Annotated in this window: 13 protein-coding genes; 3 read left to right on the top strand and 10 right to left on the bottom strand. The window is 29.4% G+C overall.

Annotated features, from left to right (window positions below; genetic code table 11):
• Positions 1–100 precede the first annotated feature (100 nt).
• A complete protein-coding gene (locus tag DB318_RS03745) occupies positions 101–1,990 on the top strand; it encodes a penicillin-binding protein (protein ID WP_151060568.1) in 1,890 nt (629 codons plus the stop codon).
• On the opposite strand, the gene DB318_RS03740 is transcribed toward DB318_RS03745, so the two are convergent.
• The 5 genes from DB318_RS03740 to DB318_RS03720 form a co-directional block, all read right to left on the bottom strand.
• On the bottom strand, positions 1,991–3,883 hold the full coding sequence (locus tag DB318_RS03740) for an AMP-binding protein (protein ID WP_151073758.1): 1,893 nt from the start codon (positions 3,881–3,883) through the stop codon (positions 1,991–1,993).
• A gap of 607 nt (positions 3,884–4,490) precedes the next feature.
• On the bottom strand, positions 4,491–4,799 hold the full coding sequence (locus DB318_RS03735; protein WP_151060566.1) for a PG0541 family transporter-associated protein: 309 nt from the start codon (positions 4,797–4,799) through the stop codon (positions 4,491–4,493).
• A gap of 1 nt (position 4,800) precedes the next feature.
• Positions 4,801–8,013 carry an efflux RND transporter permease subunit gene (locus DB318_RS03730; RefSeq protein WP_151060565.1) on the bottom strand — a complete coding sequence of 1,071 codons (3,213 nt, stop codon included), beginning with the start codon at positions 8,011–8,013 and terminating at the stop codon, positions 4,801–4,803.
• Between the two features lie 18 nt (positions 8,014–8,031).
• The gene (locus DB318_RS03725) at positions 8,032–8,976 is read right to left on the bottom strand and encodes an efflux RND transporter periplasmic adaptor subunit (RefSeq protein WP_151060564.1); all 945 of its coding nucleotides are present in this window, start codon (positions 8,974–8,976) and stop codon (positions 8,032–8,034) included.
• An 11-nt stretch (positions 8,977–8,987) separates the two neighbouring features.
• On the bottom strand, positions 8,988–10,223 hold the full coding sequence (locus DB318_RS03720) for a TolC family protein (protein WP_151073756.1): 1,236 nt from the start codon (positions 10,221–10,223) through the stop codon (positions 8,988–8,990).
• Between the two features lie 112 nt (positions 10,224–10,335).
• Here DB318_RS03720 and yidD point away from each other — a divergent pair, with 112 nt between their 5' ends.
• On the top strand, positions 10,336–10,626 hold the full coding sequence (gene yidD, locus DB318_RS03715) for a membrane protein insertion efficiency factor YidD (protein WP_151060562.1): 291 nt from the start codon (positions 10,336–10,338) through the stop codon (positions 10,624–10,626).
• Here yidD and DB318_RS03710 read toward each other — a convergent pair.
• From DB318_RS03710 to fliD, 5 genes are all read right to left on the bottom strand, one after another.
• Positions 10,615–11,499, bottom strand: a complete 885-nt coding sequence (locus tag DB318_RS03710; RefSeq protein ID WP_172964867.1) for a glycine betaine ABC transporter substrate-binding protein — start codon at positions 11,497–11,499, stop codon at positions 10,615–10,617. The genes yidD and DB318_RS03710 overlap by 12 nt on opposite strands.
• An 18-nt stretch (positions 11,500–11,517) precedes the next feature.
• Entirely contained in the window at positions 11,518–12,417 is a 900-nt protein-coding gene (locus tag DB318_RS03705) for an ABC transporter permease (RefSeq protein ID WP_151060561.1), read from the bottom strand.
• Between the two features lie 6 nt (positions 12,418–12,423).
• On the bottom strand, positions 12,424–13,542 hold the full coding sequence (locus tag DB318_RS03700; protein ID WP_151060560.1) for an ATP-binding cassette domain-containing protein: 1,119 nt from the start codon (positions 13,540–13,542) through the stop codon (positions 12,424–12,426).
• A 154-nt stretch (positions 13,543–13,696) separates the two neighbouring features.
• Positions 13,697–14,707 carry a flagellin FlaB gene (flaB, locus tag DB318_RS03695; RefSeq protein WP_151060559.1) on the bottom strand — a complete coding sequence of 337 codons (1,011 nt, stop codon included), beginning with the start codon at positions 14,705–14,707 and terminating at the stop codon, positions 13,697–13,699.
• Between the two features lie 126 nt (positions 14,708–14,833).
• Positions 14,834–16,831 (bottom strand): flagellar filament capping protein FliD, encoded by a 1,998-nt coding sequence (gene fliD, locus DB318_RS03690; RefSeq protein ID WP_151060558.1) that lies wholly within the window; start codon positions 16,829–16,831, stop codon positions 14,834–14,836.
• A 174-nt stretch (positions 16,832–17,005) separates the two neighbouring features.
• Between fliD and nagA the strand changes: the two genes are divergently transcribed.
• The gene (gene nagA / locus DB318_RS03685) at positions 17,006–18,211 is read left to right on the top strand and encodes an N-acetylglucosamine-6-phosphate deacetylase (RefSeq protein ID WP_151060557.1); all 1,206 of its coding nucleotides are present in this window, start codon (positions 17,006–17,008) and stop codon (positions 18,209–18,211) included.
• Positions 18,212–18,222: the final 11 nt, after the last annotated feature.

Here is an 18,222-nt window from a genome sequence, read left to right as displayed (position 1 = left end):
CTTTTTCAGAATATAATAACATATAATAATGTAGATGCAAAAAAAATGAATAATTTTTTATTTCATATAGTCATAAAATAATTTAAGAGGTCCAAAATTTATGACCAAAAAAATACTTAATAATAAGTACCGAATAAAGATGGTATTAACAATATTTTTAGGAATAACTTTGCTAACTATTTACAAATACTTCACACTAATGGTCTTTAATAACAGCCTAAACAACACAACACCTTTAAAATCAAATGATATTGTCAAAAGAGGAACAATTTACGATAGAAATGGCAAACCAATAGCATTCTCTTCAAAGTCATACTCAATCGGAACAAATCCTCAAAAAATAGAAAACATTGTCAGCACATCTGAAACTCTTGGTGCAATACTCCAAATTGATTCAAAAATTTTAAAGGAAAAGCTTTCTTCAAATAAAGAATTTTTATATATAAAAAGAAAAATAAAAAGAGAAGAATCAGATTTGATTAAAAGAATTCAAGCTGAAGGCAGACTCTCAAACATTGCTTTATATCCTGATTACACAAGAATTTACCCTTTTAGGCATATCACAAGCAATATTACTGGCTTTGTAGGAACAGATAATCTTGGCCTTGAGGGCATTGAATTTTCTCTAAACAGCATATTGGGAAAAGATAAAACCAGACAACAATTTTTAAACGAAGAATTAGAAACAAATAACATCTACTTAACAATAGACATGAATATACAACAGGGTGTTAGCAAAATCGCTAAAAAATACTTTAAAGAAAATAATCCTGAAAGTTTGATTGCTTTAGTAATGAACTCCCAAAATGGAGAAATACTCTCTATGGTTCAATTTCCCCAATATGATGCGAACTTTTATTCTGAATATCCTGAAGAAATACGAAAAAACCTTTCTTCATCGCTAGCCTATGAGCCTGGAAGCATTAATAAAATTTTTACAGTTGCAATAATTTTAGAAAGTGGAAAATTAAATTTAGGAGAAAAATTTTTAGACAATGGAATATATCAAAAACAATTTCCATCAGGAGAGAAAATTACAATTAAAACCTTAAATCCTCCTTATAAATATATCGATTCTACAGAGATTTTAATCTATTCATCAAATGTAGGAATAGCTTATATTACTGAGAAAGTTAGCAATGAATACTTTTATAAAAAACTCTTAGATTTTGGATTTGGGAAAAAAGTTGGATTTCCATTTCCTGGAGAGACAAAAGGTCTTCTAAATCATTATTTAAAATGGTCAGGACGAAGTAAAGCTACAATTGGATTTGGACAAGAAATAGGGGTGTCAGCAGTTCAAATATTACAAGCTGCAAGCATACTAGGCAACAATGGAATAATGTTAAAACCCAGAATAATAAAAAAAATAAGTAACGATAAAGGAGAAAATATTAAAGAATTTGATAAAGAAGAAATAAAAAGAGCAATATCTAAGAATTCAGCACAAAAAGTTTTAAAAATGATGAGAGAAGTTGTAAATAAAGGTGGAATTCCGAATCTTAAAATTAAAAATCTTGACATTTCTGCAAAAAGCGGAACATCTCAAGCTATTGATAGAAAAACCGGCAAATACTCAGAAGAAGACTATACATCTTCTATCTTGGCAATATATCCTACAGAACAACCAAAATACATTATTTATATTGTATACAGATACCCAAAAAAAATAATATATGGAACAAGAATAGCAGCCCCAATGGCAAAAGAAATAATAGAATTTATTGAATACCAACAAAATACAAGCGCATATAAAAAAATCAAAATACCATCAAAAATCAAAATACCTAAAATCGCTACCAATTATAAAAACAAAGCATACTTGCCAAATTTTATCAACCTTTCTAAAAGAGAAGCAATAGCCATACTAAAGCACTATAAAAGCAATATAAAAATAAAAATAAATGGCAAAGGATTTGTTTATAAGCAAAGCATACCCCCCAATACAAAATTAGAAGATATAGTAGAGCTTGAACTGTATTTAAAATAATCAGGCAAATAAATTTTTAATTTCATTTTTATAAAAATTTAAAATATAACTTCGCTTAATATCCATTTTAATCGATATTTCCTTACCAACTTCAAATGGTTTTTCTAAAAGAGCAAACTTCAATATCTGTTCAAAAGGTTTAAATCCATTAGCTCTATTGATTAATTTTTTTATTTCATCATTTATAGCCTTAAGAACAATATTATTTGAAATAATTTGACGCCTATTATTAGCATCAAAAATCTTTTGCCCAACACTTTCTAAATATTTATTTATTTCTTCAAAATTTGGGAGAATAAGCGCGCCTAAAAATTTTTGATCCTGCCCTACAACAACCGCTTTTTCTATTAAGATTGATTCTTCAAGCTTAATCTCAATTGGAGCAGGCTCAACATTCTCTCCATTATTCAAAACAATTGTATCTTTTTCTCGACCAATAATTTGAACAACATTGTCTTTAGACAATTTTACAATATCACCTGTGTTTAAAAACCCATCAGAACCAATAATCTTATAAGTTGCTACTCTATCCTTGTAATATCCAAGCATTACTTGAGGCCCTTTTACAAATAAAATTCCTTTTCCGGGTTTTTTAAGCTTATTCCCATCAGAATCTCTAATCTCAGCAACAGTTCCGGGTAAAATTTTCCCACAAGTACCAATGATCACTTTTTTATGCTTATTAGAAGCCACTCCTGGCGAAGTTTCTGTCAATCCATAAGCATTAGCTAATTCAATACCGATTGAATTAAAAAATCTAACAACAGACAAAGGCATACTCCCCCCGCCAGTAATTCCAACAACAAAATTATTACCTAAAATTTTATTTATTTTATTAAAAATCAAAATATTTCCCAAAGCTTTAAAAGGAAATATGCAGATTAACCCAAACATTCCTAAAATTTTCTTTATAGGGAAAAATAAACTAAACCCATTGTCCGGATAAAGTCCCATTACCATCCTATAGCAAATATCGCTAAGAAACGCTAATTTTATAAAAAAATGAAAAATTATTCTAGAAATAAACGGCCTTTTGGAAACTTCTTTGTAAATATTTTGTCTTATTGCAATCCAAAGCCTAGGAACAGCTGCAATATAATGAGGATTAATATTTTTAATGTCATCAAGCATTGCCCTTGGAACAATGGTAGAAAATAAACAAACCATACCCTTGAGAAAAATATTGTAAGAAAAAGATCTTTGAAAGGAATGCCAAATTGGCAAAATACACATAAATATTTGTCCCACTTGTGTATCAACCATTAAACTAAAACTAGAAACCTGATAAAGAAGGTTAGCATGACTGAGCATAACCCCCTTTGGATGGCCCGTTGTTCCAGAAGTATATATTATTGTTGCCATATCATTAGAATCAACTTTACTTGCAATCTCAATAATTTCTATATCTTTTCTTAAATTGTCCCCTAATAAAATACAATCGCTATAAGTATAAATTTCAAAATCACTATACTTTAGCCTATCTTCTTTGCTCAAATTTTCAATGATAATAAATATTGGCTTTACTGTAAATTGAATTCGAACAAACATATCAAGAAGACTTAAATTTTCTAAAATAACTACACCTGGAAGAACAGAGTTAAAAATAATTTCAGCTTCAAAAAGAGTAATATCAGAGCCTTTTGGAACATCAACAGCACCCAAAGATAAAATTGCAAAATCTATTACAGACCACTCGGCCCTATTCTCAGAGCAAATAAATATTTTATCTTGATACTTAACATTGATTGACTTTAAAAAGGAAGCAAGCTTTAAAACATTGTTTTTTAAGTCGCCATAAGTAACGCGGGCATATCCATTGCAAATTTTATATATTTGAGCAATTTTGTCCTTTTGTTGATCAGCCACTTCAAAGAATGCCTTTGCTATTGACATATAATCCTCCTTTTAACAAAATTAATATGGTTTATTATATCATTATTAACCATAAATTCATAAAAAAATTTTTTATAAAGCTTTCCCGCTATTATAAAAAATACACAAAAAGCTAATAAGAATAAAAACCTAAAAAATCAAAACTAAGTTTAAAAAATAGCTTAAAATCTAAAAATAAATTTCCGTTTTAATATTTTAGCAAGTAATATTTTTTTCTCAAAATATATCAAACATCAAACATCATCAAATTACTTTCACAAATATAAAAACAACATTATTAAGATCCATTTTATTACCTTTAAAATAATCAATCACCTTTTCTAAAAAGAATCCTTATATTTCTTTTAAAAAAGAAATATAGTTTTTTTGTAATAAATATTTATTCATTTAAAATAAAATCCCCACAAGACAATTAACATAAGCTTGATCGCCTGACTGTAACATTCTAAGTTTCTTTTAAAATATTTTATTGAGTGAAAATTTTGAAAACTTAGCAACGAATATTAACCTTCTTTAAGCTATATTTTACACCCGAATTTTAAAACATAATTCTTATTATTCAAAAATTTATTACCCAAAACAGCAATCAAAATCCTACTCCCAAGCATTAATTTCTCAAAATAAAAAAATTAACCCCCTCTGTAGGGTAAGAACGATTCAAATTATCTACAATGTCCTTTAATTTATTAACAATAGATTGGTTGGAAGTATAAATAATCAGAATAAAATTTTCTTCAGGCCAAACACCGTTACCATGCTTTTCCCCCTTCTTGCCTTTTCCATAAACATTTTCTATCTTAGAATAATATATAGGCTCCCCAAACTCTCGCTCTATTTTTCCTATACATTCAAAAATATCGAGCTCTAAAGATAAATTGGAAATTATTTCAATCCTATATCTATAAAATTTAGTCATATTAATCTCCATCTTCTTCAAATAAATTATCATAACTACTTTTAGTTGAATTATTAATTTTGAATGATTTTTCAACATCTCCACTAAGAACCACTCTTTTTAACCTAGATTTAATACTTGAAACAATATTAGAAAAAATCTCAAAAAGCATGGGAATAAAAAGCAGAGTAAGAAATGTACTTGCTGTCATTCCACCAATAAAAGTGAATGCAATTGGCTTTAAAAGTTCATTTCCACTCCCACTAGAAAATGCCATCGGAATAAGCCCTATTATTGAAGTTAAAGAAGACATTAAAATTGGTCTAAACCTTGAACGACAAGACTCAATAATTGCTTCTCTTAGACCAAACCCCCTCTTAATCAATAAACCAGTATAATCTACAAGAACAATTCCCGTATTTACCACAACACCAACAAGCATAAGCATTCCAATTGCGGCAAAAATAGAAAGTTTTTCTCCTACAAGAAAATGTATAAGTACAACTCCTATTGCCGTCAAAGGAATTGTAAAAATAATAATAAAGGGTTTTAAAAAAGATTCAAATTGAGAAGCCATAATACCAAAGACAACAATAATGGCCATCATAATGATTATTTTAAACTGATCCATAATATTTGAAAATTCATTATACTCTCCTTCAACCTTAAGCACTGTGCCCTCTTTATGAGGTACCTTATTGTTAATAAAATCTATGACTTTTGCAGTTACTTGAGTTAAATTACTATTTGGAGAAATAGATGCACTAAGATAAATGGTTAAAGCTTGATTTTCTCTATAAATGGCTTCGGCTTTATTAGTTTTTTCAAAAGTAGCTATTGATGAAAAAGGAATTTTAATTCCAGATGAATTTGTAATAAATATTTTTTCTAAGTCTTTTAAATTTTTAACATCCATTCTATCAAGCTTAAGAACAATATCATAATTAAGCCCATTCTCTACATATTGTCCAGCAATAACACCATTAATATTGGCCTTCAATTCATTTAAAATGGTATTCATATCAACGCCATAATTATAGGCTAACGCTCTGTCTATCTCAACGCTAATTTGAAGTTGAAAATCATTTATATTAAGTCTTGGATTTACAAGTTCAGGAATTTCCTTTTTTAACATAGAAACTAAAATTTTTCCATAATCTTTTATATATTCAAAATCATTCCCTGAAATTTTAATTTTAATAGAATCTCCGCCACCTAAAGCATTGCCACCAGAAGGCTCAATATTATATTCAGGATAAAGATTTCCAATGCGATTCATAATTTTATATTTAATAGCATCATAATCTATACTTTCAATCAAATTATCTTTTACTTCTTCTTTAAGAGGAAACAATATATTAAAAGTTATTCTGTCAGCGCTCAAGGTAGAAATAATGCTTTTATATCCTTTAGCCTCGCTTTTTACAATTTCTAAAAATTTATTAGAATAAAATTTTGCATATTCTAAATTAGTTTTATGAGGAAAATTTAAATTAATAATAATGGAATTCTCTTTCCCTCTGCTAAAAGTTGTCACATCTAGCAATGATCCTAAAAACAAGCTACCAATAAAACTAGAAAAAACAATTAATCCAAAAATCAATTTATGATTTAAAACTATATTTAATAAATTGATATAAAAAAATTCTAAAAAATAATAAATACTAGAAAAAAAGGCATCAATTTTCCTAATAAAAGCACCCTTAATATTTTTTTGAAAACTCGTGTATAAACCAACATAATGACTTGATAAAACAGGAACTAAAAAAATCGCAACCAAAAGAGAAACCCCTAAAGAAATAACAATCGTAAATGAAAAGTCTTTAAAAAAATACCCATATATCCCAAGTTCTGATTTAAAAATAAGAAATGGACCAAAAACACAAATAGAAGTAAGAGTTGAAGATGTAATAGGCAGCATCATTTCTTGGGCTCCTAGGATAGAAGATGAAATAAGCTTTGCTCCTTTTTGCCTATATTTGTATATATTGTCTATTACAACAATTGAACAGTCAACAACCATTCCAATCCCAAGCGCAAGACCTGCAAGACTCATAATATTAAGAGAAACATTTACAAAATACATTAAACAAAAAGTCAAAACAATTGCTATTGGAATAGAAATTGCAATAATTATTGTAGCCCTAAAGCTTCTTAAAAAGAAAAAAATCACAAATATTGCAAGCATAGCTCCAAAGTAGGCTGAATCTACAACCGTTGAAATGGACGCTTTAATAAAATCGGTACTATCAGAAACAATTTCTAATCTTATATCTTTAGGCATAGATAATTTCAATTTTTCTATTTCGCTCTTAATAACATTAGAAACTGCAATAGAATTGGCATCACTACGCTTTTGAACCGATAAAGAGATTGAAGGCAAGCCATTATATTCAACATATTCTAACAAATCTTCAAAATCGGTTTTAATATTAGCAATATCTTTAAGTTTTATCTCAATAACAGATGAATTTATGCCAGAAGAAATATCGGGCATCTTATAAGCTATAACCACATTGCCTATCTCTTCAATCGATTTAAATTTTCCAGACACTTGAACTAAATATTCTAAGTTGTTCTCCAATATATTACCAGCTGAAAGTTCCAAATTTTGAGATGCTATAATCGAAGATATTCTTGATAAAGAAAGTCCATAAGACTCTAATCTATTTTGAGAAACTTCAATTAAAACACGTTTTTTACTTCCACCATTAACATTAACAATTGCAACTCCATCAAGCCTTTCAAGTCCGGGTTTAATAATCTCATCGGCATATCTTTTAAGCTCAGAAACTGGCCTTACAGAATTAATAAGAATTTTCATTACAGGAATATTTTTAAGATTGTATCTAAAAATTCTGGGAGTCTGCGACTTACTAGGCAATGAAGATTTTACCAATTCAAGAGCATCTCGAATTTCATTTAAAACCAAATCTAAATCGGTCCCATGATAAAATTCAAGTGAAACAGTGCTACTTTCTTTAGAAGAAGTACTATATATATTTTTCAAATTTTTTACAGAACTCAAACCACTCTCAAGAACTCTAGAAACACTCTCTTCGACTTCCTTAGGAGAAGCGCCAGGATAAACAGTATAAATACTTATTTGAGGGATATCAATTCCAGGCAAAAGGTCTACCTTTAATCTTGAAAAGGTATATAAACTTATCATCATTAACAATGAAAATAAAATCAACATTGTTATTGGTTTGCCAACGATTCTCTTTACCAACATAAAACATCTCCCAATAAATTAAATATTGCTTTCAGCTGAAAGACTCTCTTTTGTATCCACCAAATTTATTGGAGTTCCATTAGAAAGAGTAGACATGCCTTCTACTACAACTAGATCATTCTCCTGAACCTCTCCCGAAAGAGCCACAATGTTATCTATTTCAAGAAGTACTGTAACAGGTAACATTTGAACAATTTTGCCTTCTAAATCAAGCTTAAATACAAACTTTTTACCCTCTCTCTCAACAACAGCCCCTCTTGGAATCTTAATTACATCTTTAAAGCGTTTAGTAATAAGTTTGATTTTAGAAAACATACCAATAATCAGCTTATCTAAATTGTTACCAATAGGTGTAAGATATACTTCGATAGTACGACTTTTAGAATCTAAAACAGGAGATATCTCTGAAACTTTAGCTTTAAACTTTTCATTAGGATAAGCTCTAACCTCAACAATAGCATCATTTCCAACCTTAATATTTGAAATATATTTCTCAGACACATAAGTTAAAATTTGCTTTGTATCCATTCTTCCTACTACTGCTATGCTAGACTGAGAATTGACTGTCTCACCAATTCTTTTTCTAATATTTAAAATATATCCTGAGATTGGCGCTCTTACTGGATTTTTCAAATATACAGAACCAGGCTTTGAAGGATCAAGAGTCGCAACTATTTGTCCCTTTTGGACATAAGCTCCAAGCTTTATTTTCAAGGAAGTTATTTTACCTGTAGTATCTGGGAAAATATCTGCTTTAACTTTTGTATCTATATCTCCATTTAAAGATAAATAATCACTCAGGATTCCACTTTTAGCTTTTATGGCAATTACTGGAAATCTATAAGAACTTTCTTTTCCTTCATTAATATTTTCATCTAACTTGTTCTTACCCACACATCCAACTAAGACTAAGACTAATAAATATTTTTTAAAATATAAATTAATATTAAAAATCAAATTCATAAAAATACCTCTTAATCTAATGAATTTATTAAATCCTTATATTCAAGTATAGAATTAGAATAATTCAATTTATCCTCAACGAGCTTTAAATCGCTCTGTTTATAAACAAATTCAATATCATTTAGCTTGGAAAGATCTATGATCCCAGAATTAAAAGCATTAAATGCCATTTGATAATTTTTATTAGCTAATTCTACATTAATTTTAGAAGCATCAAGAATCGATTTATATCTTCTAATATCTTTTCTTTTTTGCACAATGCTAGATTTTAAATTTCTAATTTTATCCTCAATATTGTTTTGCAATATTTTTAGTTGATAGTTGTTATCTTGTATTTTTGTAAAACTCTTTGAAAATGGAAATATTTCAGTTAAACCATAATTTAAGCTAAAAGACGCTGAAAACCCACTTGAAAAACCTTTAGAATTTTCATGAAATGATCTATAAGGAGAGTAAGAAAATGAGAGTAAAAGACTTGGTAAAAAAGTATCTAGCCAAATCGAACTAATAAGCTGCTCTGTCATTTTTAAGCGCATATTTAATTTCTTAATCTCTAATGATTCATTAAAATTTAACACTTCATTAAATAAAGAAAAATCTATTGTCTCATCTGGCAATTCTCCAACAATCTCAAAATCTTGATCAGGATCTAATCCTATTAATAATTTGAAAATTTCTTTTGATTTTTCAAAATTAATAATCTGACCATCTAAATCTGGTTGAGACTTTTTATACTTAAGCTGCGCATCAAGGAAATCTATTTCTGATATTAGTCCATTATTATAAGCAATTCTAGCTTGTTCAAACTTAAGTTTACTATTTTGTATCTGACTTTCAAAAACCTTCAAAATACTCTTTAAAGCTATTAATTGATTGTAAGACTTAAGAACATTTAACTTAATATTACGAATAGCACTCTCCCTTTCTATTTTTGCATTATCATACTCCAACATAATAAGTTCAATCTTTTTTAAAACAGAAGGCGACAAAGAAAGACTAACAGCGACTCCAAACCCCAAGCCCCAATAATCTCTCTCAAGCTCACTCGAAACAGAGGGATTTCTACTAAATGTAGAGCTAAGGTTAACATTTGGAACAAAAACATTCCATGCATTATTTTTATAAAGTTTTTTTATGTTTTCCTTGTACCTAGCATTTTCCGAATCTAAGCTACTTTTTAAAGCCATATTTACAGCTTGTTTCGGTGATATTTGAATAATTTCAGCAAAAGAAAAAGAGACAGTCATAAAAATTAAAAAAATTTTTTTAATTCAAAGCCCCCTTAATAAAAATTATAAACCTTAATTAATATTTTTTAATTCACTTGATTAATCATTATATTATAATACAATTCTAAATATGAACATTCTCAAAATTTTCTTTATATTAAATTATATTATTATTTTTTTAATAAAAATTTACCAAAACACTTTTTCTAAAGTATTTGGACTGCAATGTATATACAACCCTACTTGCTCAAAATATTCAATTGAATGCCTTAAAAAATACAATCTTCCAACGGCCTTAACATTAATGACATTAAGAATAATAAGATGTAATGCATTATTTAAAGGGGGATGCGATTTTATTCCTAAATGCAATCCCATCTCAACATCTTTAAAAGAATTTCAAAAAAGATTAATCAAATAAGATCTTATATTTTTCTGGAACCCACATCTTTACAATTTCTTTATTCTTTTCAACAAATTCGACTGCATTGCGATACTCTTTACCTGGCTCTTTATCATTTCTATCCATCAAAGGCAATATTAAATCATCATTCCAATAAAAATGATCAAAAACATAATATGCATCAAGATCATCATTTTCAAGACCAAGCCTAACAAGAGTGTGCACACTCTCAACCCCCCCCATAATTAAATCAGGATCATCAAGCAATTTAATATCGTACCTAGAAAAAGCCCAATGGGGCTTCCACAAAGGAACCAAAACCCATTCGTTTCTCTTTATTGAAGAATCTAAACTTGCAAGCATAACACTCTCACTTGAAGGAACTAGCTCATACTCTTTGCTTAATCCATAATGATCTAGCGCTTGTTCTGTAACAATCTGAGTCCCGGCGCCAGCATCTATGCCAATCATCTTATTCTTAAACTTAGCCCCTTTGCCTTTAAGCTCACTAATACTAGAAATTGGAACATAGCTTGGCACCACAAACCCCTGAATAGTTCCTTCATAATTTGCGCCAAGATCAACAAATTTTGTTTTCAATTTTTCGTAATAAAATTTATCAGCTGTAGGAAGCCAAGAAGATACAGTGCCATCTACTTTGCCAGATGCCAAGTATTGATACATTACAGATGTAGTAACTGAAAATATTTCTGCATTGTAACCTATTTTCTCAAAAACAACTTTCAATACATTTGTAGCTGCTGTTTCTCCACCCCAATTCACATATGCAATTTTTACCGATTTCAAATTATTTAAACTCTTTTTCTCATCGCAAGATAAAAAAATAAGAAAAATACAAAATCTAACTAATAATTTATAAATAAAACTCATAAAATACCTTCCATTTATTTATTTATTATACATTTCTAAAAATCTTTTAAATTTATTTTCTCTCTTTCCTCCATAATGGTCCGTATTCAAATAGCTAAATTTAATAAAGATAGACTGCATAATCCTATCTAAAATAATAGCTATAATAACAACTGCCAATCCAGATATTAACCCTTCGCCAAAATTTAATCTTTCTATAGAGTAAATCACAGTTCTGCCCAAACCAGACGATCCAACCATTGCAGCAATCACTATCATAGATATCGCCATCATTATTGACTGGTTAATGCCTTCAATTATACTCTGAAGAGAAAGAGGAAGCTGAACCTGTAAAAGAATGCGCAAATTACTACTGCCAAAAGACTTGGCCGCTTCTATTACCTCATCTGAAACTTGAACAATTCCTAGCCTTGTATATCTAATAACAGGAGGCATGGCAAAAACTATTGTAGCAAAAATAGCTGAAGCTGTACCCATTCCAAAAAAAGGAATAGCGGGAATCAAGTAAATAAACGGGGGCATAGCTTGCATTAAATCTAAAATGGGTTTTAAAAAAACATAAAATTTTGGAAAATATCCCCCAAAAATACCTATAGGAATTCCCAAAATAACAGAAACAAATACAGAAACAAATATAATAGCTATTGTATCCATTGAAGCTTCCCAAAGATTAAAATACAAAATAAAAAAGAACCCAGGCAAAATTAAAAATACCAATCTCTTTTTTAAGAAAATAAAACTTAGCAAGCATACAATCAAAATAAAAATAATGGGATTAACAAAAAGAAATAAATTTTTCAAATTTTCATATAAAAAAATTATACTTTTAGAAAAACCTATTCCATCAGAAATTGAAAAATTATCAACTAAAAAATCAAAAAAATTATCTATTTTTGATATAAAAAAATCTTTATTCATAAATTCCTATCTTGACAATAAGTCGGAAATTTCATTTAAATTAATATATCCGACAATAGCTCCTCTTTCTTTTATTATTAGATAGTCTTGCTTATTCAAGTATTCAACAATTTTTTTTATCTCATCATCTAACTCTAAATTTAAAGATACAAGATTATCATATCTTTTATTAAGCACTTTATCGTATAAACTAAAATTTTCACCTTGATATTTAATAACAACATTTAAGCCATCATCACTACTAGAGTTTAAATCAAAATCATCTCTTATAATATCTTTTATTTTTAAAATATTTAAAACGGGCAAATTTTTAATAAAATGAGATATAAAATCCGTACTAGGATTGGCTAAAATTTCCAAAGGTTTGCCAACTTGGATAATATTTCCATCTTTCATAAAAGCAATTCTATGTCCCAATTTAAAAGCCTCAATTAAATCGTGAGTAATAAACACAACTGTTTTTTTAAGCTTAGCTACTAATCTTAAAAGTTCTTCCTGCATTTCTCCTTTAATTAATGGATCAAGCGCCGAAAAAGCTTCATCCATTAAAAGAATATCTGGATTAACTACTAATGCTCTTGCTATTCCAACCCTTTGCTTCATTCCTCCAGAAAGTTCATCAATATACTTATATTTTGAATCTTCAAGTCCTACAAGATTTAATACCTCAATAGCACGCTCTTCTCTAACCTTCCTAGGGATATGCTTGACTTCAAGTCCATAAGTAACGTTTCTCAATACATTCATATGGGGGAAAAGTCCAAAGTTTTGAAAAACCATTGCAAATTTATCTTTTCTTAGATTAGAAAGATCTTTGCGATTTATAGCATTCATTTCCATGTTATTTACTAAAATAGATCCCGAATCTATTTTGTAAATACCATTTAAGCATCTAACTAAAGTAGACTTACCACAACCTGACATACCCATAATAACTAAAATTTCATTTTCATAAACATCAAGATTAATATTGGCATTTGCAATAAAGATAGAAGATTCTTTGTAAATTTGCATTCTATCTTTACCATCTTCATAATCTTTTATAGCTCGACTTATCTGTTTTTTGTCAACATAATAAGAAAACGCTTTATAACAATCCCTAATTTTAACAGTAACCCTACTCAAGGCAAACTCCTCAATAAGCCTGCATTATACTTAATAACACATTATTATAAATTATACTAAAATTATTAAATTTTTGCCGATCCAAAATAAAAAAAAACAAAAGATCCTTTAAGAGGATCTTTTGTTAATAATTCGCACTAATTGATTTAAAATTTTATCTAAGCAGTGACAAAACATATTGGGGAACTTGATTAGCCTGTGCAATCATTGCCATTGCAGATTGTGTTAAAATACTATTAGTTGTAGCTGCTACAACCTCATCGGTCATTGTAGCATCTTTTATTTGAGCATAAGATGCTTTTAAATTTTCAATAGCATACTCAGTGCTATCCTTTATAGATTCAAGCCTATTTTGGAAAGCACCCAAATTTGCTCTTTGATCACTTATCATTCTAATAGCATTTTCTATTTTAGCAAGAGATGTATTAGCGTCAACTGTAGTTGTAACATTAACAGGAGAATTAACTCCGCCTTGAGAAGGCGCTGTAGCAGGTGCTGGCTGTTGAGCTCCTTCTTGTTGAACACCTTCTTGAACAGGTGCAGCCTGAGCAGATTGAGCTCCCTCACCAGAAAATAGATTTGCAACATTAGCTGCATAAATATTTACAGCAATAGCTTCATCTTGATTTGCTCCCACATGAACTCTTAAGGTCCAAGAAGCCTGAGACCCTGAAAGTGATGCTGGTGTATTAATTTTTGCAGGTTGCATTCCAAGCTCTTCAGCTGTTCTTACATTTTGAGAAGAAGATTTGTTTGACAACATGTGCATTTGGTTATATTGAGCTTGATCAGCAATTCTATTAATCTCGTCTGTAAGTTGCTCTATTTCAATTTGTATAGAACCTCTGTCTGCGTCTGAATATGTACCGTTACCTGATTGAACTGCTAATTCTTTCATTCTTACTAAAACTTTTTCTACTTCATTTAAATTCCCTTCTGTTGTCTGAATAAAATTAATAGCCTTAGAAGTGTTTCTAGAAGCTTGTGATAAGCCTCTTATTTGAGCATTAATCTTACCAGAAACTCCCATACCAGCAGCATCATCAGAAGCTCTATTAATTCTGTAACCACTAGAAAGCTTCTCTTGAGTCTTGCTAAGATTAGCAGCATTAATGCCATTATTTCTTGAAGCATTAATAGCTGATGTATTATGATTTATAATCATATATCATTCCTCCATGATAAAATTTAATTATTTATTTTTGGCAAATCCTTTTACCTGTTAAAAAGAATAGCACAAAAATTTAAAAAAAAGAAACGTAGGCAGCAAAGCATTAAAAATAAATTGTTATTATCTATTTCTTTGATTAAAATCAAAAGCCCTTAATGTATTCTCCTGATCTTTCATGCGCTTAACTGTAAAATCCAAAGTATTCAACTCGCCTTCTATTTTCCTCTCTCTATCATCATACTTCTTTTTATAATCTTCAACCTTATTTTTTTGATTAACAATTTTCAAGTCGTAATTTTTTATTTTATTATAAATAACTCCTCCAGAAGTCACAAGAGGCAACAAACAATCTCCTAGCATTTTGGCAATCCCATTATCATATACTCTGTCGCCATTAAAATCAAATAAAAAAAGTTCTCTAACATTATCAATGTTGTTGCGAATTGATTCATCAAACTTTTTCTCATCAATCCTTAAATATCTAGAAAGTCCGCCAGAAGAAGAAATAGAGTTGGTAAACACCCCCATCTGATTAATTATTGAAAAATTAGGATCACTAGTAACATAAGGCTTAAAAATTATTGATTCTAGCCTGGATTTAAGATTTTTCAATAAAAATTCAGACCTTAGAATGCCTAAATTTTTATAAGCCTCTTCTTTTTGAGACTCGCTAAGGTAAGTTAACTCTTCAACTATAGTAGACTTTTGATTACCAAGCTGATCTTCATTAGAACTTACAATGTTAATCTCAGCCAGAACCTCATTATAAGCACCAATAAAATCTAAAAGAACTCTCTTAATCCCCTCATAATCGGGTTCAATTTTAGCCTCAACAATATCACTTGAAGCTTTTTTTAAACTTAATGTCACATTTGGAACTAAATCATTAATAACATTTGAATCTCTTTCAACATCTACTCCATCAAACTTAATTTTTGCATTCTCAGCAAAACTTTTAGCATTTATTGGCAAATGACCATCTCTATTTTTTGGATCAAAAACTTCGACATTGGTAATAACAATTACTTTATTATTTGCCTTATTTTCAATATTTATTTCTTCTAAATTAGAAAGAGCTCCAATATCAACTTCAACTTCTTCAAAGTTATTTGAAATATTTATTAAAGGAAGCTCTAAAGACCCCTCCTTGCTAGATATTTTAACCATATTCATTTGAATATATTTTTTTTCTAAAGGAATTTTTAAATCAGATCCAAGATCAACTACACTATCTTCACTGTCGACTTTTGCATCCTTAAATGTAGCTTCTCCGGGATTAAAAATAATTTTGTTATCAGACTCTTCTAAGCCTGTATCAAAATATTTAATTTCAAATTTAATTTTACTCCTAGATGTAATTTTAATATCTTCAGGAATTTCAATAGACACCTCTGAAAGCGGATTTAAAACAAGGTTTTTATTTTCAAAAGCAAGGCTATTATTGCTACTAGATTGATTTAAAACAATATCTGAAAGGATAGGATTAAAATTGGTCTTCAGTTCACTTAAAATACCAATTTGCTTGGCAAAAGACAATCCTTCTCCCTTGATAACAAGTTTATTTTCTTTACCTTCCTTTAAAGATTGCAAGATAAAACGACTATTCCCATTTTTATCACTTTTTACTATTTTTGCAGATAAAAACCCCTTTCCTTTGTTATTAATATCTCTAACAAGCAAATCAATATTTCCATTACTTTTTACATTAATTTCTTTTTTCCCGACTAAAAATATATAATCTCCTTCTGGAATTGTAACTTTTTTAGGATCAAAGCTTGAAGACAAAAACACATCAGCTGATGCTATTTGATCAACAATTAATTTGTGAGTCTCATTCTTAGATCCATATCGAGTAGATAAAGTTAAAACTTCACTATTACTAGAATTTCCTGACATTAAATTAAAAGGACTGTTAAATGACGTAATTTCTTTTGCAAGAGAATTTAAAGTAGAAATTTTTCTATTAATTAACTGCCAAGCACTTTTCTCTTGCTCTAAAGATTCAAGTTTCTTAAAAGAAGAATCAATTTTAGCTTTATCGGGCTTAAGCATGGACTCACGAATTTCTTTAGTATTATATTTACTCTCAAGTCCAGGAACAAAAAATCCTGATGCCATAATAACGCCCTCCAAAGTGTATTATATCATTAATAAAATTGAAAATAAAATATAATAAATTTTAAAACATAAACTTTTAAACATCCAAAGGCTTTAAAATAAAAAAATATAAATAGGCAAAAACTTTAAAAAAGATCAATTTTTATAGTAAAATAAATTAAAAGGAGCATGAAAATGCCAAGTTTTTGCTTATTCAACTCAAAATCCGTTTTAACTGGAAACGACAAACTAGATAATTCAGCAGTCCTAATTAAGGACAACAAAATTTTTGATATTGTAACATCTGATAGGCTTAAAAAAATGGATCTCAAAGAATACCAAATGATTGACACAAAAGGCAATTATATAACTCCTGGACTTTACGACAGCCATATTCATGGATTTCACGGTCATGGGACAGACAAGTGTTCAACAGAATCAATACTTAAAATGTCAGAGTATTTAGCACAATACGGCGTAGTAGGATTTTTACCAACTCTTTATCCAAGACCAATAGATGAAATGATTCAAACAATAAAAGCTTGCACAGCAGCAATTGGTAAAGAAAAGGGAGCTAAAATTTTAGGACTTCATCTTGAAGGGCCATTTTTCTCCCCTGAAAAAAGAGGAGCGCACCCTGTCTCCTATCTTCACGAGCCTAGCATTGAAGTTATGAAAAAACTAATAGATGCAGCTGGTGGGGTATTTACAGGCTCAAACGGTAAAAAAAAAACAAATATAAGCACAATGACCGTTGCCCCTGAACTTAAAGGAATGAGAGAACTTGCAATGTTTTGCCTTGAAAACAATATAAACCTTCAAGCAGGACACACAAACGCAAAATATGAAAATATGATAGAAGGATTTCAAGTCGGAATACTTCACACAACCCATTTTTTCAACGCAATGTCAAAACTTGACCACAGAAATCCAAATGCAATTGGGGCAGTATTAATACATGGTGATGTTTCTTGTGAAATTATTGCAGATGGTCATCATATACACCCAAAATTAGTCTTAATGCTGAGAAAGCTTAAAGATATAAGTAAAATAGTCCTTGTAACTGACGGACTTACTCCAAATTTTCAAACTTCTGGAAAATTAATTGCAAACGGAGATGAAGTTTATATTGCAGAAGATGGATTATTCCATAGTGTAAAAAGCAACACCATAGCTGGATCAACACTTACAATGATACAAGGGCTTAAGAATTTAGTAGAATTCGGCTACAGTTTAAGCGATGCCGTTCAAGCAAGTTCCTACAATCCAACAAGAATTCTTAATATTGATAAAAAAGGGTTAATATGCCATGGATATGATGCAAACATAAATGTCTTGGATAAAGATTTTAATCTAAAGTTAACAATGATAGAATCTAAAATAATTTTTAACAATCTTTAACTTTAACCCAT

The organism is [Borrelia] turdi (assembly GCF_008828755.2).
GTDB classification, from domain to species: domain Bacteria; phylum Spirochaetota; class Spirochaetia; order Borreliales; family Borreliaceae; genus Borreliella; species Borreliella turdi.
This window is presented reverse-complemented; position numbering and strand designations above follow the sequence as displayed.